This window comes from Staphylococcus simulans, assembly GCF_025561465.1.
Lineage (GTDB): Bacteria > Bacillota > Bacilli > Staphylococcales > Staphylococcaceae > Staphylococcus > Staphylococcus simulans.
This window is the reverse complement of record NZ_CP095100.1, coordinates 1,350,596-1,375,949: the sequence shown is the minus strand read 5'-3', so window position 1 is coordinate 1,375,949 and position 25,354 is coordinate 1,350,596. Positions and strand designations below refer to the sequence as shown.

The window sequence follows — 25,354 nt, the reverse complement described above, 5'->3', positions numbered from 1 at the left end:
AAATTAAAAGACAAAGTAAGCTTTGTCTTTTAATTACATAATTACTCTAATAGAATTATTCACTCATAATGATATTCTTCATATCAGGATTGAAAGTTTGACTTTCCAACATTTCAATCTCATGTTTATATGGTGGTTTTTTATTTTTCTTATCTTCGCCTACAAAAGGTGTTTCTAAAATTTTTGGAATGTTTTCGAATACTTCATGATGAACAATATAATTCAATGCATCAAATCCGATATGACCAAAACCGATGTTTTCGTGACGGTCTTTATGTGCACCGACTTCATTTTTACTATCATTAACATGAAGTACTTTAATTCTGTCTAATCCAATTATTTTATCAAATTCCTCAAGTACACCGTCGAAATCATTTTTGACATCATATCCTGCGTCATGTGTGTGGCAGGTATCAAAGCAAATTGATAGTCGTTCGTTATGATTTACGCCATCTATAATTTGTGCTAATTCTTCAAATGTACGACCTACTTCAGATCCTTTACCGGCCATAGTTTCTAATGCAATTCTGACATCATTTTCATTTGTTAGAACTTCATTTAAACCTTCAATAATTTTTTTAATGCCAGCTTCAGAACCAGCTCCTACGTGTGAACCTGGGTGTAAGACGATGTCTTTTGCACCGATTGCTTCGGTACGTTCAATTTCTTTTTGTAAAAATTCAACACCTAAATCAAAGACATGGGGTTTTTGTGTATTTGCAATATTAATAATATAAGGTGCATGTACAACGATATTAGAAAGACCATATTCTTTCATTGCTTCGTGTCCGGCTTCAATATTTAGTTCTGAGATATCTTTTCTTCTTGTGTTTTGAGGTGCACCTGTATAAATCATAAATGTTTTTTCGCCTAATCTATGTGCTTCTTCTGCTGAACCCAGCAGCATTTTTTTACCATTCATCGGAACATGAGAACCAATTAACAATCTGTCCACCTAACCTTTACTTATTTTTTCTTTGTTGTCTGTTTTGACGTTTACTGTATTTCTTACGTTCTTGACGTTTTAAATTTTCTAATTCTCTCTTGAACTTTTTCTTATACCCTGGCTTTACTTTTTTCTTATTACCGCGCTTAACTTGTTGTTTCACTTGAGTAGTTAAGTGATCATCTTTGTTTTTACGTGTTTGTCTTGTATTATGCGCTTTGATTTCTTTTAGTTCACCATTTTTTATATCAACATCTTGGAATTTATAACCTTTTTTCTCAATCTCAGCAATTAAATATTCTTCATCGGGCGTATATAAAGTAAATGCTTCACCTTTATATTGGCCTCTACCAGTTCTGCCGACACGATGAGTGAAGAAATCGATGTCTTTAGGAACATCATAGTTAATTACATGACTGACACCTTCGATATCAATACCTCTTGATGCTAAATCACTTGCGATTACAAACTGAAAGTCTAAGTTGCGGATGCGTTTCATTTGTTGTTTTCTTTCTCTAGGACTTAATCCGCCATGAATCATACCGATTTTTAAGCCTTCTGCAGTTAATGATTCTGCTAATTCATCAGCATTTTCTCTGCTGTTACAGAAAATAAGGCATAGATATGGATTGATAATATCAATCAAAGCTTTAGTTTTATCTAATTTTGATGAACCTTTTGTCGGTATTAAGTAAAAATCAATATTTTTCTTGTTTTGTGTTTTACTATCTACTTCAATAAGTTCTGGTTGATTTAAATATTTATTTAAGAACGGATGTAGAGATTTTGGAATCGTAGCGCTGAATACAGCGATATGTGCACTGTCATCTAAACGTGCTGCGATATGGTCGACGTCTTCAATTAAACCTAAATCAATCATTAAGTCAGCTTCATCTACAACTAAATACTGAGCTAAATGTGCATGTAATGTGCCGTCCTTTGATAAATCATTGATACGTGTTGGTGTTCCAATGACTAATTGAGGTTGCACGTTACAACGTTGTTTGTCACGTGCAAAATCAGTTCCCCCAATAAATAAAGTGACTTTAACTTCATCTTTAAATTGTGCTAAATGATGTGCTGCATTATAAAGTTGTTGTGCTAATTCTCTAGTTGGTGCAACGACAATAGCTTGGGGTTCTTGAATTGAAGTATCAATTTTTTCCATTAATGGTAACAAGAAAGCATGAGACTTCCCAGTACCCGTTTGTGATTGTCCGATAATATTTTGACCTTTGATAATTTTAGGGATTACTCTTTGTTGGATTTCAGTTGGCTGATTAAAATTCAAGTCAGCTACAGCATCTATAAGTTGTGGACTTAAATCAAATTGTTCAAATGGGTGTTGTGTGGCCATTAAAATCCCTCCTTTTTAGTTTTTTATACATAATTAAATGGATCTGTATTTAAAGTTGAAGCTTCAATAGTAAAGTTATCATTACTAATCCATTCTTTAAGTAATGATTTTAAACCTTCTTTCATAACATATTCACTATAATGATTGATATCGATTAAGTTATATCCTTCTGTTTCAGCATCTAATGCGTCATGATGTTTAATATCACCAGTGATAAATACATCTGCACCTTTTTGATGTGCGAATTTTTCATAACCAATACCAGAGCCACCAATAATTGCTGCTTTTGAGATTACTGAGTCTGGATTCCCAGTGAAACGGACGCTTGGTATGTCTAATTGTTTTTTAATAGTCATTGCTAATGATTTTAAAGTTGTTTGTTCTGGTAATTGTCCTATCATACCTAAACCGCGTTTTACCGTTTTAGTTAATGGAATAAAATCATATACCGGTGTTTCATATGGATGTAGTACATTAATACAATCCTCTGCTTTTGTACGTTCGTACTCTTGAATCATGAATTCAACTTTTACTTCTTCTACTGTTTCGATTTGATCCAACTCACCGATATGAGGATGTGCATTCTCGACAGGTTTAAATTGTCCAGAACCTTTAGTAGAAAAGAAACAGTATTCATAATCACCTTCAGATGCAAAACCTTCATCATTCATTTTATTTTTAAATGTCTCTACATTTTCTTCAGGAATAAACACTTGGACTTTATAATAATTTGTTTGTTGAGGTTCTAAAATTTCAGTATGTGTAAGTCCAATTTGCTTTGATAGCATCGCATTGACACCAAAACGATATACATCTAAGTTTGTATGCAAGGCAATTAATTGGATATTGTTTTGTATCAAACGACGAATAATAGCGCCATAACCTTGTTCATTGATGCTTTTAACACCTTTAAAGATAAGTGGATGATGTGCAACAATTGTATTAATGTCTTTTTCTATTGCTTCATTTACCACTTCCATTGTACAATCTAACGCCGTCAGTATACCTGTGATTTCTTGTTGTTTGTCCCCGATTAATAAGCCAACATTGTCCCAACTTTCAGCAGAAGAAAAAGGAACATGCTGATTTAAAATATTTAGTAACTCTGAAGTTTTCATGATAACACCTCTTGAATTAATTTGATCTCATGATTAATTTCTTCTAAGCGGCTTTGATGCTTGTTCTTATCCAAGTGTGATTGGATATTTTTTAAAGCTTCTAATTCTCTATTCCATTTTTTAATGAATAAAGCTGATTTAGAATTCATTAAAATTGGACCGAATTTCAACTCTACTTCTTTTAATTCTTTATGACCATATTCTGCAATAACTATTTCATAAATATGGCCCTTTTCTTCCATAATCTCTTCATCAATAATATGGTAATCCAATTGCATTAATGTACGTCTTAAAGTAGATGTTTGAATATTACTTTGTAACGCTAAACGTGGCTGATTCATTAGCTTTTCTTTTCCATTTTGGAGTATTTCTGCAATTAATGGGCCACCCATTCCACATATTGTAATAGTATTAACGTTATTTGTTTTTTCTAGGACATTTAATCCATCTCCCAGTTTAACATCAATCCTATTTTGCATGCTATATTTTTTAACGTTATCTAAAGCAGCTTGATATGGTCCTTTTACCACTTCTCCAGCAATAGCAGAAGTACATAATTCGTTTTCTATCGCATAGATTGGCAAATATGCATGGTCTGAACCAATATCTGCCAATACATCACCAGTTATATATTTACTCACTGCAGTAAGTCGTTGGTTTAAAATCATCACTTTGGCTCCTCTAATAAAAGAGCGAGACAATAAGCAAGATATTCGATTGACTGTAGGTCTTTACATGATTCCTTGCCTTCGTCAGCCAAACATTATCAGCTCATTGTCTCGCTATTTTTACTTAATTAATCCATAAAGTCTTTAAGGCGTTTGCTACGGCTTGGATGTCTTAGCTTTCTAAGTGCTTTAGCTTCGATTTGACGAATTCGTTCTCTTGTAACACCGAATACTTTACCAACTTCTTCAAGTGTTCTTGTACGTCCATCATCAAGACCGAAACGTAATCTTAATACGTTTTCTTCTCTATCAGTTAGTGTATCTAAAACATCTTCTAATTGTTCTTTCAATAACTCGTACGCTGCGTGATCAGATGGGCTTTGTACTTCTTGGTCTTCGATGAAATCTCCTAAGTGACTGTCATCTTCTTCACCAATTGGTGTTTCTAAAGAAACAGGCTCTTGTGCAATTTTTAAGATTTCACGTACTTTTTCTGGTGGTAAATCCATCTCTTCACCAATTTCTTCTGGTGCTGGATCACGACCTAAATCTTGTAGTAATTGACGTTGAACACGAATCAATTTATTAATTGTTTCGACCATGTGTACTGGAATTCTGATTGTACGTGCTTGGTCAGCAATAGCACGTGTAATTGCTTGACGAATCCACCATGTTGCATACGTAGAAAATTTGAATCCTTTACTGAAGTCGAATTTTTCTACCGCTTTAATTAAGCCCATATTTCCTTCTTGGATAAGGTCTAAGAACAACATACCGCGTCCTACGTATCTTTTAGCAATGCTGACAACTAAACGTAAGTTTGCTTCTGCTAATCTTGCTTTAGCTACTTCATCACCTTGTTCGATACGTTTTGCAAGTTCAATTTCTTCTTGGGCGTTTAATAAATCAACACGACCGATTTCTTTTAAATACATACGTACAGGGTCGTTGATTTTAACACCTGGAGGTGCACTTAAATCATTAGGATTAAGTTTTTCGTCTGTATCAGAACTGTCTTTTTCATTAATAAGATTTATATCATTATCATTTAATTGTTCAAAGAACTCGTCCATTTGATCAGAGTCCATATCGAAGTTTTGCAGTTTTTCTGCTACTTCTTCATGGCTTAAATGACCTTCTTTTTTCCCTTTATCTAATAATTGTTTTTTTACATCTTCCAAAGTTAATGTCGGATCGATGGTTTGTTTTTTTACTACTTTCACTTGGTTTTCAGACATAAAAAGGCCTCCCGAAATTAATATAAGCACACAATGCGTTACTTAAATAAAACTCTTTAAATATATATTAACAATTTTAATACATTCGTTTTTGATTTAAAGCGACAATCTTTTGCAAATAATACTTTTGCAGTTCTGAATCACCAATACGTGTAGCCTCTCGTAACTTCTGGTTTAATGACTCAGAGGTCTCTTCATCTCTACTGCTAACAATAATTTGAATATACTCATCAATCTCATGTTCATATGGATTGTTATTGAGTAAAAGATTGTCTAATGCAATTAAAGTTTCTCTATCTATTTCTTCATCACTATATAATAATGCAGTACTCAGATTATAATATTCATTTTCAGCATAGTAGTCGTGCAAAATATTAAATATACGCTTAAATTGCTGATTTGTAAAGTCATCTGCTTCTACACGCTGACTATGTTCAAGAAAAATGTCTTTATTAAACATAAAATGTTTTAATAGTTTACGTTCAGCATCTTCTTGTTTTGAATATTTTTTTTGATTAACTTCTGGAACTGCAGCAGATATTTGTTGAAATGAATGTTGGTTATGTCTTGACACTTCATTATTTAGACTATCAAAACTTACTTTAAACAATTCAGAAACGTCTTGCAATACTTTTTTCTGTAAAATCCCTGATTGCATTAATGAAACATCGTTCGTTATCTCTTTAAGGTATTGTTCATAAGCCATGTCGTTATTTTCGATTTCGTCTTTATATAAATTGACTTTATACAATACAAAAGCACGTTTTTCATGTTCCACGTATTTTTTAAAAGCATCTTCCCCATATTTAGTAATATACTCATCTGGATCCATTTTAGAAGGAAGTTGAATAACAAAAACATTCAGACCTTGCTCTAGTAAGTGCTGCCCAGTTTTAAGTGTAGCTTCTTGTCCTGCAAAATCGCCATCAAATAGTAATGTGACATTTGATGTTAGTTTTTTGATGAACGCTATGTGTTCTTGGGAAATTTGTGTTCCCATACTTGCCACAACCTGTTTAACCCCAGCATTGTCAGCTTTAATAACATCCATAAACCCTTCTAATAGTATAATTTCATTTTTTTGACGTATAATACGTCTTGCTTTGTCAACGTTATATAAAAGTCGTCTCTTTTGAAATATAGGTGTTTCCGGACTGTTTAAATATTTAGGTTCTTGATTTTTGTATGTTCTTCCCGAATAACCTACAGTTCGTCCTTGTGCATTATGCAAAGGAAACATAATTCTATCTCTAAATCGATCATAATAACTAAAGTTTTCTTCATTGCGAGATAATAAACCGGCTTCATACGCTAGCTCAATATCATAACCTTTCTTTTGCAAGAAATCATGACAAAAGTGAGAGTTGTCGGGTGCAAAACCGATTTTTCTGTCTTTTAACAGTTCTTCAGTGAAACCTCTAGACTTCAAATATTTTAAAGGCTCTTCCCCTTCCACTGTTTTCATCAGTACATAATGATAATATTCTTGCATAAGTTCATGCATTTTAATCATCATTAAGTCATCAGAAGCGATTTGGTTTTGCTCATTATTTTGTCCAACATCTACTTTTATATTTACCCTTTCTCCAAGGGCTTTAACAGCATCGACAAACGAAATACCTTCTATCTCTTGAGTAAATTGAAAAACATTACCGCCCTTTTTACAACCGAAACAATGACAAATTTGTTTGTCCTCCGAAACAGTAAACGAAGGTGTTTTTTCATCATGAAAAGGACACAAACCAATATAATTGCGCCCTCTTTTCTCTAATTTCACGTATTCACTTACAAGGTCAAGAATATCTGTTTTATCTTTTATTTCATTTATTACTGATTGCTCTATTCTCACCATAACCACCTGTATACATTAGTCTTATTATTATATCATTTTCTATAAAAAATAAAAGTTATTAGCTCAATAAGAAATACGCTGAGTTTAAAACACCAGCGTATTGTATTAGGCTTACTTATTCATTTTATTTTGTTCAATTATATACATGATATCATTCGCTGTTTCTTCTATAGCTTTGTCTGAAACATCAATCACAGGACAGCCTATTCGATCAACTATTTTATCAAAGTAATCCAATTCTTCTTGAATACGTTGCCCTGTAGCATAACGTGCTGAATCTCCAAGCCCGAGTTGTTTCAATCTTTCTTTACGGATTTTATTCAACTTTTCTTCACTGATTTTTAATGCAATACATTTTTTTAGATCTACTTCAAATAACCCTTCAGGCGGATTGATTTCAGGAACGATTGGGATATTCATAACCTTATAACGCTTATGTGCTAAAAACTGTGATAAAGGTGTTTTTGAAGTACGTGAAATACCAATTAATATAATATCAGCTTTAGGTAAACCTTTCGGATCTTTACCATCATCATATTTAACTGCAAATTCAATCGCTTCAATTTTTTTGAAGTATGCTTCATCTAGTTTATGCACTATACCTGGTTCATAGTATGGTTTTTCATCGATTTCATCAATTAAAATATTCATTAATGGTCCCATGATATCGACATGTTTTATATTTTTTTCGGCTAATTGCTGTTCCATATATTCTTTAATGTCAGGTTTTACAAGCGTGAAAACAACAATATTCATTTCGTTTTCTTTCGCAACTTCCATAACTTCATCAACATTCTCTAACGTTTCAATATATGGATAACGTACAATCTGACTTTGGAAATTTTTCGAGTTAAATTGAGAAACACAAGCTTTTGCAACTTGTTCGGCTGTTTCTCCCACCGAATCAGATGCAATTATTATTTTTATCTTTTGCATTAAATCCTACTCCTACTCATCGAAAATTGATACAAATAATTTTGTTATCGTGGTTTTTGAAATGCGCCCGATGACTTCCAACTTACCATTATCTTTACCACGAACTATCGGCAGAGAATCAATTTCTTTTTCAATCATAAGCTGTGCAGCTAGTACGACCAAATCATTTTCTAAAACGTGTGTTAAATTCGGCATACGTGTCATGATAACACTGACTGGCATCGTATGTATATCCTCGCCAATCATGGATGCTCTGAGTAAGTCTTTTCTTGAACAAACTCCAACAAAATCATTATTTGTATTCACAATAAATAACGTGCTGACGTCTTCAAGAAAAATTGTACATATTGCCTCATAAACAGAAGTATCGCCTTTTAAGACAATCGGCAAAGATTGATAGTCTTTAACAACATATTGACGTAATTTTTCTGTTAATAATTGATTTGTTGATTTACCAGAATAAAAGTATCCTACTCTAGGTCTAGCTTCGAGAAACCCAGACATTGTCAAAATAGCTAAATCAGGTCTAAGTGTCGCTCTAGTTAAACTTAGTTGTTCGGCAATCTTTTCACCGGTAATCGGCCCATTTTGCTTTACTATTTCGATAATTTCACTTTGCCTACTACTCAGTTCTATATGTCTTCACCCCTTCACACTTACAATTTATATTATAACTGTAATTGTTTTGGTCTACAAATCTATATAAACACTTGCCTTTAATTTTCGGATGCATTAGAATTAGGTTTGAAGCGAGTTAAGGATGGTGCGAGCTTAACAATTAAATTGGCCTAACAACTTTTATAATCTAAGCGAGTGTCTACACTAATTTGGGTGGAACCGCGGGTTATTACGAATTTCAATGAGAAATGAGATAACTCGTCCCAAGATTTCGAAATGTTTATTTCGTTATCTTGGGGCGTTTTTTTATTATTAAAGAGGAGTGTTATTTATGGCAAAAGATATGGAATCAGTAGTTCAGCTAGCAAAACACAGAGGTTTTGTATTTCCAGGCAGTGAGATTTACGGTGGTTTATCAAACACTTGGGATTATGGTCCATTAGGTGTTGAATTAAAAAATAATATTAAACGTGCATGGTGGAAAAAATTTATTTCACAATCACCTTATAACGTTGGCTTAGACGCAGCAATTTTGATGAACCCTAAAGTATGGGAAGCATCAGGTCACTTAGGTAACTTTAATGACCCTATGATCGACAACAAAGATAGTAAAATTCGTTACCGTGCAGATAAATTAATTGAAGAATATATGCAAAATGAAAAAGGTGACGAAAACTTTATCGCAGATGGTTTAAGTTTTGATGAAATGAAACGTATTATTGAAGAAGAAGGTATTAAATGCCCAGTAAGCGGTACTGCTAACTGGACTGATATCCGTCAATTCAACTTGATGTTCAAAACTTTCCAAGGTGTAACTGAAGATTCAACTAACGAAATTTTCTTACGTCCTGAAACTGCACAAGGTATCTTTGTCAACTACAAAAACGTCCAACGTTCAATGCGTAAAAAATTACCATTTGGTATTGGTCAAATCGGTAAATCATTCCGTAATGAAATTACACCAGGTAACTTCATTTTCAGAACACGTGAATTCGAACAAATGGAATTAGAATTCTTCTGCCGTCCTGGTGAAGAAATCGAATGGCAAAATTATTGGAAAACATTTGCTGAAAAATGGTTATTAGACTTAGGTCTTCAAAATGAAAATATTCGTTTAAGAGATCATGACCAAGATGAGTTATCTCACTACTCTAATGCAACTACAGACATTGAATATAAATTCCCATTTGGTTGGGGCGAATTATGGGGTATTGCAAGCCGTACAGACTATGACTTGAAAAAACATAGTGAATATTCTGGTGAAGATTTCAGATACCATGATCCAGAAACAAATGAAAAATTCATCCCATACTGTGTTGAACCTTCTTTAGGTGCTGACCGTGTGACATTAGCATTCTTATGTGATGCTTATGACCGTGAAGGTGTTGAAGGCAGTAAAGATGAACGTACAGTATTGCACTTCCACCCTGCTCTAGCACCGTATAAAGCAGCAATTTTACCATTAAGCAAAAAATTATCTGAAGAAGCAATTAAAGTTTACGAACAATTAAGCGAAAACTTTACAGTTGATTTTGACGAATCGCAATCAATTGGTAAACGTTACCGTCGTCAAGATGAAATTGGTACACCATATTGTATTACATTTGACTTCGATTCATTAGAAGATCAACAAGTCACAGTACGTGAACGTGATACTATGGAACAAGTTCGTATGCCAATCTCTGAATTAAACGATTTCTTAGCTGAAAAAGTTAAATTCTAATATTAAATAAATAAGGGTATATCGCGAAATTGCGATATACCCTTATTTTTCTATCATTTTTTCTGGTTATTGGACTCTAAACGATGCAATTGATTTATTAATTTTTGACTTCTGAAAAACACACCCGCATATTCCCGGTATAACATGATAAGCAAATCAGACATCTCATCTACTATATCCTGATGAATATTAACTGAATTCATTTTATCTATAGGCAGTTTTTGAAGTACATCCAATAAATAAAGCGTTTTATTAGATATAGGAACTGCTCGTTCATCTCTATACAAATTTTCCTGAGCAATCACACCATGATATTTAAAACTGTAGCCACATAAATTTGCTTGGTTTGTATCGCCTGAGATAATATCTTGATTGAATGCGATAGTAAAACCAAAGTCAGGCATTTTTTTTAATAAAACAATAACGGACATCAGTTGGGCGCTGTAACCTTTTTCAACTCTGTTCAAGCAAAAGTGTAAGAGTTGATAATTAAATTTAGAAATTTGTTCTTCGTCCATAGATTTGTCAATGATTTCAGCACAAAGTGCAGCATAACTGCTCTCATAAATATCTAAACGAAGTTGATAATTTTGACTGATAACATCAACTGAATTAAGTATGCCTAGACCACGTAATTTAGCATAGATAAACAGGCCATATACAAATAATTGTGTATTAGCCTGCATACCTGTTCTACTTTTTTTAGCACGTTTGACCATCAAAGGAATCTTCGCGCCACTTTCGCTTAGGATGGTAATAATTTTATCTGATTCGCCATAATCGACTGTTTTAATAATAATTCCTTTTTGTTTTACTAACATAAAAGGTACCACCGACCTTCTAGTTTAATCTTGATCCTCTATATAGCCCATTTGGCGAATAAAGTTGATTTTATTACGCCAATCTTTTTGTACTTTTACCCATAAATCGAGATACACTTTTGAACCTAATAGGTTTTCGATATCCAATCTCGCACGTTTTCCAATTTCTTTTAACTTTTTGCCGCCTTTGCCGATGACAATTCCTTTTTGTGAATCTCTTTCAACAAAAATTGTAGCTTCTATACGAACTTTATCTTCAGATTGTTTAACCATTCTATCAACGTTAACACCTATTGAATGTGGAATTTCTTCGCTCGTTAAGTGAAGAATTTTTTCTCTTATTAATTCACCTACCACAAATTGTTCAGGGTGGTCAGAAATTTGACCATCTGGATAATATTGAGGCCCTTCTGGTAAATATGATTTAAGTACTTCGATAAAGTGTTCAACATTTAAACCTTCTAATGCTGACATTGGAACAGTTTCAGAGAAGTCCATATATTTTTGATATGATTCAATAATAGGCATGATTTCATCAGGGTGTACTAAGTCAATTTTATTGATAACAAGGAATACTGGAGTTTTGACATTTTTCAGCATTTCCATAATATATTCATCACCGCGACCAATCTTTTCATCAGCGTTAACCATGAAAATGACTGCATCTACTTCTGATAAAGTATTTTTAGCAACTTTCATCATATAGTCGCCTAATTTATGTTTGGGCTTGTGAATACCTGGTGTATCAACAAAGATAATTTGTGCATCATCTTCAGTCATAACACCTTGTATTTTATTTCTAGTTGTTTGTGCTTTGTCTGACATAATTGCGATTTTATGCCCAAGTACTCTATTCATAAACGTAGATTTACCTACGTTAGGTCGGCCTATAATTGAAACAAAGCCTGATTTATGTTCTGTCATATATTCAAATCCTTTCCTGAAAAACCTAGCGGCAGTAATTCGGCGACAGTCGTTTCAATCATATCGCCTTTATGGTTTGTTAAATAAATCGGCATGTCGTCATCACATAGTTCATTAATAACTTGACGACATGAACCACATGGTGATGAAGGCTTATCAGCATCTACTGTGACTGTTAAAGATTCAAAGTCACCTGGTCTATAACCTTGACTAATTGCTGCAACTAAACTTGAACGCTCTCCACAAATTGCTTCGCCATACGCAGCATTTTCCACATTTGCGCCGAAAAATTCTTTGCCATCTTTAGTTCTTAAATAAGCACCCACCTTAAAGTTGCTGTAAGGTGAATAAGAACGTTTTTGTGCTTCTCTTACTTTTTCATAATGTTCTTGAGTATAAGCCATTTTTATCTCTCTCCTTTATAATAAGTTAACGATGTAAGGGATAAAGATAATTAGACCTATAATTACTGCTGCGATAGATATTAAAAGCACACTTAGTGCTGCGATATCTTTAGCATATTTAGCAAAAAGTTTATAATCATCCGTTACAAGGTCAACTACATATTCAATTGCGGTGTTAATTGCTTCAAATGCTAACACTAGAAAAATTGTTAAAATAACCGCAATCCATTCCATGCGGGTAATATTGAAGTAAAAAGACGCGCCAATGACTAAAAAGCCAATTGCGATATGCCATAAAAAGTTACGATCTTTTTGTAGTATGGTCAACAACCCTTGAATGGGATACTTAAAACGATTCATAGACTATTCTCTTGTTAAGCCATAAGCATCTAAAATAGATTTTTGTCTTCCAAACATTTCTTTTTCGTCGGCTTCATTCATATGATCATAGCCAAGTAAATGTAAGAAGCCATGCAAACTTAAAAAGCCGAGTTCTCTCTCAAAGGAATGTCCATACTCTGCAGCTTGTTCTTTTGCAACATCTGCGCAAATGATAATGTCACCTAGTACACGAGGGATATCTAAACCCTCAATTTCAGGTTCATCTTCTTCTAACGCAAATGAAATGACATCAGTAACTTTATCTTTATCTCTATAGTCTCTATTAATTTGTTGAATTTCTTCTTTATCAACAAATGTAACTGATAGTTCTGCATCTTCTTCAATATTCTCTTGTTCTTTCGCAAAGTTTAATAACTTTTCAATCTGGTCATACCATTCTTCTTTTACTTCATCCGTATGATTTGAAAAATCAATCGTGAACATGGCGTTTATTCATCTCCTTCATAACGGCTGATAATTTTACTTACTAATGGATGACGTACAACATCACTTTGGTCTAATGTTTGTACACTAATGCCTTTAACGCCTGATAAGCGTTTAACAGCTTGTTTTAATCCGCTTTTAATACCTCTCGGCAAGTCTACTTGAGTCATATCACCCGTTACGACCATTTTTGATCCAAATCCTAAACGTGTTAAGAACATTTTCATTTGGGCATGCGTCGTATTTTGCGCTTCATCTAAAATAACAAATGCATCGTCAAGTGTACGTCCTCTCATATAGGCTAATGGTGCAACTTCAATGATACCTCTTTCAATAAAACGCGCTGTTTGCTCAGGTCCCAGTACCGTATGAAGACCATCGTATAAAGGTCTTAAATAAGGGTCTACCTTTTCTTTTAAGTCGCCTGGTAAGAAACCTAATGATTCGCCTGCTTCTACAGCGGGGCGAGTCAGCACTATTCTTTTTACGTTACCTTGACGCAATTCTTTAGCAGCATAAACAACAGCTAAGAAAGTTTTACCAGTACCAGCTGGTCCAATACCAAAGACTAAATCATTATGCTTCATCGCATTCAGATATAAACGTTGACCCATTGTTTTTGCACGAATTGTTTTACCATAAGCATCTTTAGTAATTGCTTCATCGTATAAATCAACGAGGTGTTGGATAGATCCTTTCTCTGCCATTTTAATTGCTGCTTCTACATCTTTAAGATTAATTGATACGCCTTGATCAATTACTTTTAAAAGGTTTTTTATTACAGCTTCTGCTTTTACAATTTCTTCTTGTTGTTGCCCTTTTACAGCTATTTCTTGCCCCCTAGCATGAACAATAACATTGAAAGCTTCTTCTATTGCTTGTAAGTGTTCATCGTTATTACCTATTAGTGCTTGGGCTTGATTGATATCGTCAATAACTATTATTCCTGGCATACATTAACTCCTTTTCATTATTATCGCTTTTCAGCATATTTTTTAATAAGATGCAGAATATAATGGTTAACGGAAACTACGGACTTAGTTAATAATTTCCACATATTCATACAATCATTATATCATGTTCTCGCTGTTTATTAATCCAATAAAGTTTAGCTTGCATAAAAGAAAAATGGATTGGATGACATAAAATTATGTCCATCCAATCCATTAAATTTATTGTAACTGTTTCGGCTTTTTAAGTACTTCTGACCAAACAAAACCATTTAGTATTTCATCTTCATCAAAGCGTAAATCTTCATTAGTTCGTGTGCTTGTTTGATTAAACTTATTTGCGAATAGTTGTTTGAGTCTTTCTTTTTTAGCACGTTCTGAAAGATATTTATCACTAATGATTGCTTGAGCACGACGTTCTAATATCTCAATTTGCTTTTGTTTCTCTAAATCCATTTGAGAGCGTAAATCATGTAACTCATTATTTAAAGAATCATTCAGTTGTTTTGTTAATACTTGCTCTTTTTGATTTGAATCGAGTCTTGGTTGAGATGATTGCTCGCGCGTTTGTCTCGGTTGAGATGTACGACGGTTCGGACGTGTAGTTTCTTCTGGTTTAGGTGTGTGATCAGGTTGAGAAGATGGCGGCGTACCTTCTAATTCTTTTTGCATTTCCTCAAACTTTTCACCTAATTGTTCAAGAAACCCTTTTTGTTGTTTACGCTCAGTCGTAGGTTGTCTTCTAGGTTGTGATGATTTTGGTTGATTTTGTTGTCTCTTTTTATAATTTTTATCGTTAATTGCTGATATTAATGAGATAACAACACTAACGACAAATATTATTAGACCGATATTCATTTAATCACCTCGTTTACTTGTCTGGTGACTCGTTATCATTTGGTTGCGTACGTTTATTGATAGACTCACGCATACCTGTATCAGCTTCTATGTTCTTCAAATTATAGTAATCTTTAACTCCGATATTACCTTTTCTTAGAGCTTCAGACATTGCAAGTGGAACTTCAGATTCTGCTTCCACAACTTTCGCACGCATTTCTTGTACACGTGCTTTCATTTCTTGTTCAGATGCAACTGCCATTGCACGACGTTCTTCTGCTTTAGCTTGAGCAATATTTTTATCTGCTAATGCTTGTTCAGTTTGTAAGTCTGCACCGATGTTTTTACCGATATCCACATCTGCGATATCAATAGATAAAATTTCAAAGGCTGTTCCTGAATCTAGACCTTTACTTAATACAGTTTTTGAAATATTGTCTGGATTTTCTAAAACAACAGTATGATGTTCACTTGAACCGATTGTTGAAACAATCCCCTCACCGACACGTGCAATAATAGTCTCTTCACCAGCACCGCCGACTAAACGAGAAATGTTTGCACGAACTGTGATTCTAGCTTTAGCTTTTACTTCAATACCGTTCATAGCAACACCTGTAATAAATGGCGTTTCAATAACTTTAGGGTTTACTGACATTTGGACAGCTTCTAAAACGTCACGGCCTGCTAGGTCAATCGCTGCGCCACGTTCAAAAGGTAAGTTGATGTCAGCACGTTGTGCAGCAATATTTGCATCTACAACGCGGTCTACATTACCACCTGCTAAGTAGTGTGATTCTAGTTGGTTAGTTGTAAGGTTTAAACCAGCTTTATGTGCCTTAATTAATGGCGCGATAACTTTACGTGGTGAAACACGTCTTAAACGCATTCCGATAAGTGTGCCAATGTTTACTTTGACACCGGCTGCTATTGCAGAAATCCATAAACCGATTGGTACAAATGAAAATAAGATTAATAGAGCAATGACTGCAATAATAACAATGATTATTAACGGTACTAACATAGTAAGTGCCTCCTAGTATTATGTGTTTTTTGGAATCTCTCTGACAACTACTCTCGATCCTTCAACTTCAGTTACTTTGACTTCTACATCTCTTTGTATAAATGTTCCATCTGACACTGCATCTATGCGTTCATCATTTAATGAAATCATTCCTGCAGGTCGTAATTCTGTTAAAGTGATTGCAGTTTGTCCTACTAGATTAGAGCGGTCATCGTGTGAAGTATAGCCAGCTTCAGACCTTGTCGAATCTCTGAGTATAACTTTTTCAAATAACGAAATCTTTTTGTTATATCCTTTCACTAATATCACCCATTCTATAATAGTCAGTATTAAAGCGATTATAACATTGACTAACATCCAAAGAATGTTTTCACCAAGCATAATCATACTTACTGTGATGAGAATCATGCCTATAATGCCGATTACTGCACCAATAACAAACAATTCAATGACGAGCAGTATCACACCTATAGAAAATAATCCAACAGAAATTAAGGAAACTTCTCCTTGTATCAAATAGCCTAAAAATAGTATTAATAAGGCTAGTGCAGCAAGAATGCCTGGAAAGTTAATACGCTTGGAATAGAGTTGATAAAGAAAACCTAAAAAGATAATACAGGTTAAAATTAATGAAATAAATGGACTTGTTATAAAATCGCTGATTTGATGTAGTGTGGAATTTGAACTTGCCTGAAATACCGAAATATTATGTAGGATTTCAGCTTGGTATGACATAGATTCACCTCGCTCTCAAGGTTCATTATACATGATTACTTAGTGTAATTATAGGATTATCGTTTTATTTTAACATCAATAGAAAAATTATATTATGTAGCATCAAAACATAAGAAAAAACCCTAAGTTTTACATAATTGTAAAACTTAGGGCTGTTTAAACTGCATTATATAATAATTAATTGTTTGTTGAGGGAGTCAACAGACTTAATAATTATTTGAATTTACGTTTACGTGCAGCTTCTGATTTCTTTTTACGTTTAACACTTGGTTTTTCGTAAAATTCACGTTTACGTACTTCTTGAATTGTACCGCTTTTAGAAACTGAGCGTTTGAAACGGCGTAATGCATCTTCAAGTGATTCGTTTTTACGGACTACTGTTTTAGACATCTGTATTTCCCTCCCTCCAAATAACAACGGAACTTTAAAATTCGTTTGCATAGTTTTTTATAAACCATGCAATGCTAATTATAATATATGTGGTTGATGCGGTCAATTAGAATAATTAATTTTTTGAACCTTACACAATAGCTGTAAATTCACTGCTATTTGTTGCATGATCAATCACACGAGTAACATAACCTTTATTTAAAGGATAACCTGCTTCTGTGATTTTCACACGTACAAGTTCTCCGATAAGCGAATCATCGCCTTCAAATTCAACTTTCATGTAGTTATCTGCATAACCCACTAATGTACCTGGTTTTTCACCGTGCTCTTCTGGAATTACTTCTAATACTTTTTGATCAAAGTGAGAAGCATATTCTTTCGCTAATTGGTTACTTAATTCAATTAGTTTATGAACACGTTCATTTTTTACACTTTCATCAATTTGATCATCCATTCTAGCTGCTGGTGTCCCTGTTCGAGCTGAATATGGGAAAACGTGTAATTCTGAGAAGTGATGATCTAAAATAAAGTCATATGTTTCTTGGAATTCTTCCTCAGTTTCACCTGGGAATCCTACAATCACGTCACTAGTGACTGCTAAACCTGGTAAAGCATCATGTAACTTCATCAATCGTTCTGAGAAGTGTGCCATTGAATATTTACGTCTCATGCGTTTTAATACTGTATCTGAACCAGATTGTAATGGCACGTGTAAGTGACGTACGACTTTATTTGAATTTTTGATTACATCAATGACTTCATCAGTTAATTGACTAGCTTCGATTGATGAAATACGAATTCTTTCTAATCCATCTACTGATTCTAAATCACGTAATAATTGTGCTAGGTTATAATCTTTCAAGTCTTGACCGTAACCACCTGTATGAATACCAGTCAACACAATTTCTTTATAACCAGAATTTACTAATGTTGTTGCTTGTTCTACTACTTTCTCAGGATCTCTTGAACGCATTAAACCACGTGCCCATGGAATAATACAGAAAGTACAGAAGTTGTTGCAACCTTCTTGGATTTTTAAAGAAGCACGTGTTCTATCAGTGAAATATGGTACATCTAATTCTTCATATGTACGATTTTTCATGATATTGCCTACACCGTTAATTGGTTGACGTTCAGCTTTGAACTCTTCAATATAACCTAACAACTTCGTTCTATCCTGTGTACCGACTACAACGTCTACTCCAGGGATATCCATGATTTCTGCTGACGATGTTTGTGCATAACATCCTGTAACACAAACGACTGCATCTGGATTTTTTCTGATAGCACGTCGGATGACTTGTCTACTCTTCTTATCTCCTGTATTTGTAACTGTACATGTATTTATAACAAAGACATCGGCATTTGTATCAAATTCAACTCGATCATAGCCGGCATCTTTAAATAATTGCCAAATTGCTTCAGTTTCATAATGGTTTACTTTACAACCTAAAGTATGAAAAGCTACTGTTGACATTTATTTCACCCCATTAATTCTTTTTCATAACTAATTGCACTAAGCGCATAAAGCGGAGCCGTCTCTGCTCTCAAGATTCGATGACCTAGGCCGACTATGTAACTATTATTTTTGAACATTTCAATTTCATCAGGACTTAAACCGCCTTCTGGTCCAAAAATAATTAATACACGATCTCCTTTGCTGAATTTTTCGAGTGCGCGTTTAAACTCACTCATCTCGCCCTCTTTTGCTGCATCTTCATAAGCGATTAGTACATAATCATATTTATCTATATTAACATATACTTTCTTTAAATTCGATACAAATTCAATAGTTGGGATTACAAGACGATAACTTTGTTCAGCTGCTTCTTTGACAATTTTATTCCATCGTGTCAATTTTTTATCTGCTTTACTTTGATTTAGTTTTACAACAGAACGATCCATTTGTACTGCAATAAAGTGAGAAGCACCTAATTCCGTAGATTTTTGCAGCAACCACTCATATTTATCTGCTTTAATTAATCCACTGCATATTGTTACTTCTATAGGTAATTCAGTATCATTTGGTTGTTCTTCTAATAATTTAAATTCAACGCCTTCATTATTTATAGTTGTAATCTCACAGAGATAAACTTTTAAGTCCTCGAAGGTTACGATAATTTTAGCCCCGACTTGACGACGCATGACATTTGAAATGTGATGTATATCGTCTTTGTCAGTAATAAAAAAACGCTGACTTTCATCAGCGTTTTGATTTATAAAATATCTTTGCATATTATTTGCTCTCTTTCTCTCCAACGATACAAACCCAACCGTTGTCGTGATTAATTGAAATGATATTAAAACCAGTACGCTTCATATGTTCTATAATTTCATTGCTCTTCTCTTCAATGATACCAGATGTTATAAATAAACCATCTTCATTTAGAGTATTATAAGCGTCATCTATCATTTCTTCAATAATATGCGCCAATATATTTGCGATTACAATATCATATTTATCTGTTTCGCCTTGTAATAAATTACCGGTTGTTGTTTCAATTGAATCAGCACAAGCATTTTTTATGAAATTTTCTTTTGCTACTTTTATAGCTAGTTCATCCAGATCTAAAGCTTTGATACGCTTAACACCTAATAATGAGCAAGCAATACTTAAGATACCTGATCCAGTACCAACGTCAATCACAGTATGTTTTGGTTTTACATATGTTTCAATCGCTTTTAAACACATGCTAGTTGTAGGATGATCTCCTGTACCAAAAGCCATACCTGGATCTAGTTCAATACATAATTCTTCATTATTTTCTTTATCATATTCTTCCCAACTTGGCACAATAGTAAAGCGTTCTGAAGCTCTGAATGGATGGAAATAATTTTTCCACTCATTCTCCCAATCTTGTTCTTGAAGTGATTGTTCAGAATAGCTAAACATATTTTCATTTAAAGTATCAATCTTCTTGATAGCACTTAAAATATCTTTTTTTAGTTCATCTGAGTATTCTAATTCGTTGAAATATGCTTTAATTCTTACACCACGTTCAGGATAATCACTAGGATTCAATTCATATATTTCGCCAAATTTATCCTCTAAGTTTCCTTTTAAATCTTCTGAGTCTTCTATCACTACACCGTTTGAACCCAAGTCTTCTAAAATGTTTGTACTTGCATCTTGTGCTTCATGATTTACTACAATTGAAAGTTCCACCCAGTTCATTATTGTTATTCTCCTTTAAAGAATCTACGTGCGCGTTCTTTGAAATTAGAAGGTTGTTCTTCAATTTCTTCACCGCTAAGTTCCGCAAATTCTCGCATTAATGATTTTTGTTTTTCACTTAATTTAGTTGGAGTCACTACATTAATGTTCACAAACAAGTCACCATATCCATAGCCATGAACGTTTTTAACACCTTTTTCTTTCATACGGAATTGTTTTCCGTCTTGAGTACCTTCTGGAACTGTTAAAATAACTTCACCATCTAATGTAGGCACTTTAACTTCATCACCTAGAGCTGCTTGTGGGAAGCTGATTTTCAAGTTATAGAAGATATCATCACCTTCACGGATGAATTTATCAGATGGTTTAACTCTGAATACAACATATAAGTCACCTTGTGGTCCACCGTTATGTCCTGGAGCGCCTTCACCGGCTAAACGAATTTGTTGATCAGTGTCTACACCTTTTGGTACTTTGACTTTGATTTTAACGTTTTTAGTTTGTGTGCCTTTACCGTGACAAGTTGGGCATGGTTCTTCAATTTCTTCACCTGTACCATTACATACTGGACAAACTTTTTCAGTTCTTACACGACCAAGTATTGTATTTTGTTCTACAGATACGTGTCCTGCTCCATTACAATAGTGACACGTTTTCTTTTTAGAACCTGGTTTTGCACCTGAGCCGTCACAAGTTTCACATTTTACTTCCTTACGAATTGAAATTTCTTTTTCAGCACCAAAGACTGCTTCTTCGAATGAAATAGTCATAGTGTATTGTAAGTCGTCCCCTTTACGTGGTGCATTTGGATCACGTTGTGCACCACCGCCTCCGAAGAACGTACTGAATATGTCTTCGAAACCGCCTCCGAAGCCACTGAAGTCTTGACCGCCGAATCCTTGGCCGCCAAAGCCGCCTTGTGGTCCGTTATGACCAAATTGATCATAGTTTGCGCGTTTATTCTCATCACTTAGCACTTCATAAGCTTCAGTAATTTCTTTGAACTTTTCATCTGCGCCTTCTTCTTTATTAATATCTGGGTGATATTTTTTGGATAATTTACGGTAGGCTTTTTTTATCTCGTCCTTTGACGCATCTTTACTGACACCTAAGACTTCATAATAGTCTCTTTTTGCCACTGTAATCTCTCCTTATCTTTCTGCTAGTTTAGAATCATTATACCTTTTAAAGTATAGTTGGTTAAATAATAAAAAGTCAAAGCCAATGTACAATTGACTTTGACTTAAATTTTTAAGAAGCCGCTTTTTTCTTTATTTAGTTAAAGCTGCTCTTTTGAGAAAGCATGCACTTATTTATTATCTTTGTTGTCGTCGTCTTTAACTTCAGTGAAATCTGCATCTTCAACATCACTGTTGTTAGAAGCATCTCCACCTTGTTGTTGTTCTTGAGCTTGTTGTGCTTGTTGGTAAACTTTCATTGATAAATCTTGAACGACTTTTTCAAGTTCTTCTTTTTTAGCTTTGATATCTTCTAAATCGTCGCCTTCAAGTGCTTTTTTCAATTCTTCTTTTTTGTCTTCAGCTTGTTTTTTATCGTCTTCGCCGATATTGTCAGCTAAGTCTTTTAATGTTTTTTCAACTTGGAATACTAAGCTGTCAGCTTCGTTACGTAAGTCACTTTCTTCACGACGTTTTTTATCTGCTTCTGCGTTTTGTTCAGCATCTTTAACCATTTGATCGATTTCATCATCTGAAAGTGCAGAGCTTGATTCGATTGTGATATTTTGCTCTTTGTTTGTACCTAAGTCTTTAGCAGTAACGTTTACAATACCGTTTTTATCGATATCAAATGTTACTTCGATTTGTGGTACACCACGTGGAGCTGGTGGAATATCAGTTAATGAGAAGCGTCCTAATGTTTTGTTATCTGAAGCCATTGGACGTTCACCTTGTAATACGTGAATGTCTACTGCTGGTTGGTTATCTGCAGCTGTTGAATAAACTTGTGATTTTGATGTTGGGATAGTAGTGTTACGTTCGATTAATGTGTTCATACGACCACCCATAATTTCGATACCTAATGATAATGGTGTAACGTCTAATAATACAACATCTTTAACATCACCAGAGATAACGCCACCTTGGATAGCTGCACCCATAGCTACAACTTCATCAGGGTTAACACTTTTGTTTGGTTCTTTGCCGATTTCTTTTTTAACTGCTTCTTGAACAGCTGGAATACGAGTAGAACCACCAACAAGGATTACTTCATCGATATCTTTGCTTGTTAAGCCAGCATCTTTTAGTGCTTGACGAGTAGGTTCCATTGTACGACGAACTAAATCATCTGAAAGTTCTTCGAATTTAGAACGAGTTAGAGTTAATTCTAAGTGTAATGGACCACTTTCTCCTGCAGAGATGAATGGTAATGAAATTTGAGTTTGTGATACACCAGATAAGTCTTTTTTAGCTTTTTCAGCTGCATCTTTCAAACGTTGTAATGCCATTTTATCTTGTGATAAATCAATGCCATTTTCTTTTTTGAATTCTGAAACTAGGTAGTCAATGATTACTTGGTCAAAGTCGTCACCACCAAGTTTGTTGTCACCTGCTGTTGATAATACTTCGAACACGCCATCGCCTAATTCAAGGATTGAAACGTCGAAAGTACCGCCACCAAGGTCGAATACTAACACTTTTTCGTCTTGATCAGTTTTATCTAAACCGTAAGCTAAAGCAGCTGCAGTTGGTTCGTTGATAATACGTTCAACTTCTAAACCAGCAATTTTACCAGCATCTTTAGTAGCTTGACGTTCAGCGTCATTGAAGTAAGCTGGAACAGTAATAACTGCTTTATCTACTTTATCTCCTAGATAGCTTTCTGCAGTACTTTTTAAGTTTTGAAGAATCATTGCAGAAATTTCTTGTGGAGTGTATGATTTTCCATCAACGTCTACTTTGTGGTCTGTACCCATTTCACGTTTGATTGATTGAATAGTATTAGGGTTTGTGATCGCTTGTCGTTTAGCAACTTCACCTACTTGAGTTTCACCATTTTTGAAAGCTACAACAGATGGTGTTGTACGTGCACCTTCTGGATTTTGGATTACTTTTGGTTCGTCGCCTTCTAAAACAGACACGCATGAATTTGTTGTACCTAAGTCAATTCCGATAATTTTACCCATAACTAATAATTCCTCCTAATAACATTTGTTGTATATTTCATCAGTTATATTTATTGATTTACTTTAACCATTGAAGGGCGTAATACACGCTCCTTCAATTTATAACCAGTTTGAAGCTCTTGTGTAACTTCGCCTGATTCATATGAATCATCACTATCTTGCATAACAGCTTGATGGAAGTTTGGATCAAATTGTTGTCCTAAAGCTTCTATTTTCTCAAGACCGTTTTCTTCTAATGCGCGTAATAAGCTTTCATAAACCATTTGTACCCCTTTTTGCAGAGATTTAAATGATTCGTCTTCACCTTCTATTTGTAACGCACGTTCAATGTTATCAATAGTCGGCAAGATATCCGTTAAAACACTTTGAGCTTGATATGTTTTTAATGTTTGATTTTCTTTTTGAATACGTCTCTTATAGTTTTCAAACTCTGCATACAGACGTAAATATTTTTCTTCTTGTTCTTTTAACTCATCTTTTAGTTGTTGGATTTCATTCTCTTCTTGATTCTCTTCAGAACCATTTTGAACGTTTTCGGTATTCTCAGTTGATTGAGTATCTTCTTCAGTATTTGAATTTACAGTTGCATTTTCGTTCTCAGCAACTTCTTCATTGTTAACTGATTGATCTTTTTCTGCCATTTTCTGTCCTCCAATACATTTCAAAACTATATTTTATATAGTAATTGAATTACATTTTGATAACGCATAGCGGTCGGTCCAATAACAGCTATGTGTCCTTTAAGATGTTCATCAATATGATAATCACTCATCACAATTGAGATGTCCTCTAGGTCATTATCAATTTCTTTTCCTATTTTAACATCGATTCCAGAATGATTATCTTTTTCGAACAGTTTCAATATCTTATTGGACTCTAAATATTGAAGAATTTGTTGTATTGAATTCACATTCTGCTCATTCAATGTATCAATTAAATTTGATTTACCACCAAGGTAGATGTCTTTCTTGCTATCATTAACTCTTTGATAAAGTAAATCTGTTAATTGATGAATTGTTGTGATGTCGCTCGAATGTTCCATTGCTTCATCAACAAAACTTTTATTGTTATAAAGTTCTTTGATGTAATTCGCTATTTGAATTAAACGCGCTTTAGAAATCTTTTCGTCTACTGCTAATTGAATATGTTCAACATTTCCTGTTTCGAACACAATTACCATAATAACCAAATTAGCGGTTGCGTTAAACAAATGAACATCGCTGATTAAATCTTTTGATTGATTTGGTTTCATTACCAACGTAGTATACTGTGTAAATAATGACAATTCATTCGCATACACACTTAGTGCAGCAGATAAATTAAAGTTATATTCCATTAACAGTTTATTTAAACGTTGGTTATTCGTTTCTTTTAGAGGAGAAGTATTTTCCAACAGTTGGTCTACATAATATCTAAAACCCTTTAATGAAGGTGACCTTCCTGATGATGCATGAGATTTTTCTACTAAACCAAATGATTCTAATTGTTTCATTTCATTTCTTATAGTAGCTGGACTCACATCAACATTATGTCTCTCAATAATTGTTTTAGAACCGACAGGTAGACCATAATCCACATAATCTTCAACAATGGCATTTAAAATGCTCAATTGTCTATCTGTAATCATGTTTCCACCTCATTAGCACTCTCTTCTTCCAAGTGCTAATTATA

The 25,354-nt window shown here is 34.1% G+C and carries 26 protein-coding genes; 1 reads left to right on the top strand and 25 read right to left on the bottom strand.

The features are described from left to right. Nucleotides 1-55 precede the first annotated feature (55 nt). From MUA87_RS06405 to MUA87_RS06370, 8 genes are all read right to left on the bottom strand, one after another. Entirely contained in the window at nt 56-946 is an 891-nt protein-coding gene (locus MUA87_RS06405) for a deoxyribonuclease IV (protein WP_023015145.1), read from the bottom strand. 16 nt (nt 947-962) lie between these two features. Continuing rightward, entirely contained in the window at nt 963-2,303 is a 1,341-nt protein-coding gene (locus MUA87_RS06400; protein ID WP_103363668.1) for a DEAD/DEAH box helicase, read from the bottom strand. 23 nt (nt 2,304-2,326) lie between these two features. Next, the gene (locus tag MUA87_RS06395) at nt 2,327-3,421 is read right to left on the bottom strand and encodes a Nif3-like dinuclear metal center hexameric protein (RefSeq protein ID WP_262550308.1); all 1,095 of its coding nucleotides are present in this window, start codon (nt 3,419-3,421) and stop codon (nt 2,327-2,329) included. Next, a complete protein-coding gene (locus MUA87_RS06390) occupies nt 3,418-4,092 on the bottom strand; it encodes a tRNA (adenine(22)-N(1))-methyltransferase (protein ID WP_031262513.1) in 675 nt (224 codons plus the stop codon). The genes MUA87_RS06395 and MUA87_RS06390 overlap by 4 nt, the downstream gene beginning before the upstream one ends. A gap of 125 nt (nt 4,093-4,217) precedes the next feature. Continuing rightward, the gene (gene rpoD, locus MUA87_RS06385; protein ID WP_002481056.1) at nt 4,218-5,327 is read right to left on the bottom strand and encodes an RNA polymerase sigma factor RpoD; all 1,110 of its coding nucleotides are present in this window, start codon (nt 5,325-5,327) and stop codon (nt 4,218-4,220) included. A 76-nt stretch (nt 5,328-5,403) separates the two neighbouring features. Continuing rightward, nucleotides 5,404-7,176 carry a DNA primase gene (gene dnaG / locus MUA87_RS06380; RefSeq protein WP_002481057.1) on the bottom strand — a complete coding sequence of 591 codons (1,773 nt, stop codon included), beginning with the start codon at nt 7,174-7,176 and terminating at the stop codon, nt 5,404-5,406. Between the two features lie 114 nt (nt 7,177-7,290). Further along, a complete protein-coding gene (locus tag MUA87_RS06375; RefSeq protein WP_262550306.1) occupies nt 7,291-8,115 on the bottom strand; it encodes a pyruvate, water dikinase regulatory protein in 825 nt (274 codons plus the stop codon). Between the two features lie 12 nt (nt 8,116-8,127). Then, nucleotides 8,128-8,751 (bottom strand): transcriptional regulator CcpN, encoded by a 624-nt coding sequence (locus MUA87_RS06370; RefSeq protein WP_081705407.1) that lies wholly within the window; start codon nt 8,749-8,751, stop codon nt 8,128-8,130. Nucleotides 8,752-9,064: 313 nt separating this feature from the next. Here MUA87_RS06370 and MUA87_RS06365 point away from each other — a divergent pair, with 313 nt between their 5' ends. Next, nucleotides 9,065-10,456, top strand: coding sequence for a glycine--tRNA ligase (locus MUA87_RS06365; RefSeq protein ID WP_002481060.1), 1,392 nt, complete (start codon nt 9,065-9,067; stop codon nt 10,454-10,456). Nucleotides 10,457-10,509: 53 nt separating this feature from the next. On the opposite strand, the gene recO is transcribed toward MUA87_RS06365, so the two are convergent. The 17 genes from recO to hrcA all read right to left on the bottom strand — a co-directional run bounded on the left by recO (nt 10,510) and on the right by hrcA (nt 25,310). Next, complete coding sequence (recO, locus tag MUA87_RS06360; protein ID WP_023015139.1) at nt 10,510-11,277, bottom strand: DNA repair protein RecO; 768 nt, start codon at nt 11,275-11,277, stop codon at nt 10,510-10,512. Nucleotides 11,278-11,301: 24 nt separating this feature from the next. Beyond that, nucleotides 11,302-12,201 (bottom strand): GTPase Era, encoded by a 900-nt coding sequence (gene era, locus MUA87_RS06355; RefSeq protein WP_023015138.1) that lies wholly within the window; start codon nt 12,199-12,201, stop codon nt 11,302-11,304. Then, on the bottom strand, nt 12,198-12,605 hold the full coding sequence (gene cdd / locus MUA87_RS06350) for a cytidine deaminase (RefSeq protein ID WP_002481063.1): 408 nt from the start codon (nt 12,603-12,605) through the stop codon (nt 12,198-12,200). Before cdd ends, era begins: the two co-directional genes overlap by 4 nt. A 15-nt stretch (nt 12,606-12,620) precedes the next feature. After that, a complete protein-coding gene (locus MUA87_RS06345) occupies nt 12,621-12,965 on the bottom strand; it encodes a diacylglycerol kinase family protein (RefSeq protein WP_057510461.1) in 345 nt (114 codons plus the stop codon). Nucleotides 12,966-12,968: 3 nt separating this feature from the next. Next, complete coding sequence (ybeY, locus tag MUA87_RS06340; protein WP_057510460.1) at nt 12,969-13,430, bottom strand: rRNA maturation RNase YbeY; 462 nt, start codon at nt 13,428-13,430, stop codon at nt 12,969-12,971. A gap of 5 nt (nt 13,431-13,435) precedes the next feature. Continuing rightward, nucleotides 13,436-14,383, bottom strand: coding sequence for a PhoH family protein (locus MUA87_RS06335; protein ID WP_023015136.1), 948 nt, complete (start codon nt 14,381-14,383; stop codon nt 13,436-13,438). Nucleotides 14,384-14,602: 219 nt separating this feature from the next. Beyond that, nucleotides 14,603-15,238: a superantigen-like protein SSL4 gene (locus tag MUA87_RS06330; protein WP_023015135.1), complete on the bottom strand. Its 636-nt coding sequence runs from the start codon at nt 15,236-15,238 to the stop codon at nt 14,603-14,605. Nucleotides 15,239-15,251: 13 nt separating this feature from the next. Then, nucleotides 15,252-16,238: a flotillin-like protein FloA gene (gene floA / locus MUA87_RS06325; protein ID WP_002481068.1), complete on the bottom strand. Its 987-nt coding sequence runs from the start codon at nt 16,236-16,238 to the stop codon at nt 15,252-15,254. 18 nt (nt 16,239-16,256) lie between these two features. Further along, the gene (locus MUA87_RS06320) at nt 16,257-16,973 is read right to left on the bottom strand and encodes an NfeD family protein (protein ID WP_262550302.1); all 717 of its coding nucleotides are present in this window, start codon (nt 16,971-16,973) and stop codon (nt 16,257-16,259) included. 213 nt (nt 16,974-17,186) lie between these two features. Further along, nucleotides 17,187-17,363, bottom strand: coding sequence for a 30S ribosomal protein S21 (gene rpsU / locus MUA87_RS06315; RefSeq protein WP_000048060.1), 177 nt, complete (start codon nt 17,361-17,363; stop codon nt 17,187-17,189). Between the two features lie 130 nt (nt 17,364-17,493). After that, nucleotides 17,494-18,840 (bottom strand): tRNA (N(6)-L-threonylcarbamoyladenosine(37)-C(2))-methylthiotransferase MtaB, encoded by a 1,347-nt coding sequence (mtaB, locus tag MUA87_RS06310; RefSeq protein ID WP_002481071.1) that lies wholly within the window; start codon nt 18,838-18,840, stop codon nt 17,494-17,496. A 5-nt stretch (nt 18,841-18,845) separates the two neighbouring features. Further along, nucleotides 18,846-19,598: a 16S rRNA (uracil(1498)-N(3))-methyltransferase gene (locus MUA87_RS06305; RefSeq protein ID WP_262550300.1), complete on the bottom strand. Its 753-nt coding sequence runs from the start codon at nt 19,596-19,598 to the stop codon at nt 18,846-18,848. Nucleotide 19,599: 1 nt separating this feature from the next. Then, a complete protein-coding gene (gene prmA, locus MUA87_RS06300) occupies nt 19,600-20,538 on the bottom strand; it encodes a 50S ribosomal protein L11 methyltransferase (RefSeq protein ID WP_060804765.1) in 939 nt (312 codons plus the stop codon). Nucleotides 20,539-20,543: 5 nt separating this feature from the next. Beyond that, complete coding sequence (gene dnaJ / locus MUA87_RS06295; RefSeq protein ID WP_002481074.1) at nt 20,544-21,677, bottom strand: molecular chaperone DnaJ; 1,134 nt, start codon at nt 21,675-21,677, stop codon at nt 20,544-20,546. Between the two features lie 170 nt (nt 21,678-21,847). Further along, entirely contained in the window at nt 21,848-23,683 is a 1,836-nt protein-coding gene (dnaK, locus tag MUA87_RS06290) for a molecular chaperone DnaK (protein ID WP_002481075.1), read from the bottom strand. A 50-nt stretch (nt 23,684-23,733) separates the two neighbouring features. Continuing rightward, entirely contained in the window at nt 23,734-24,324 is a 591-nt protein-coding gene (gene grpE, locus MUA87_RS06285; RefSeq protein ID WP_262550298.1) for a nucleotide exchange factor GrpE, read from the bottom strand. Nucleotides 24,325-24,350: 26 nt separating this feature from the next. Beyond that, a complete protein-coding gene (gene hrcA, locus MUA87_RS06280; protein WP_002481077.1) occupies nt 24,351-25,310 on the bottom strand; it encodes a heat-inducible transcriptional repressor HrcA in 960 nt (319 codons plus the stop codon). Nucleotides 25,311-25,354: the final 44 nt, after the last annotated feature.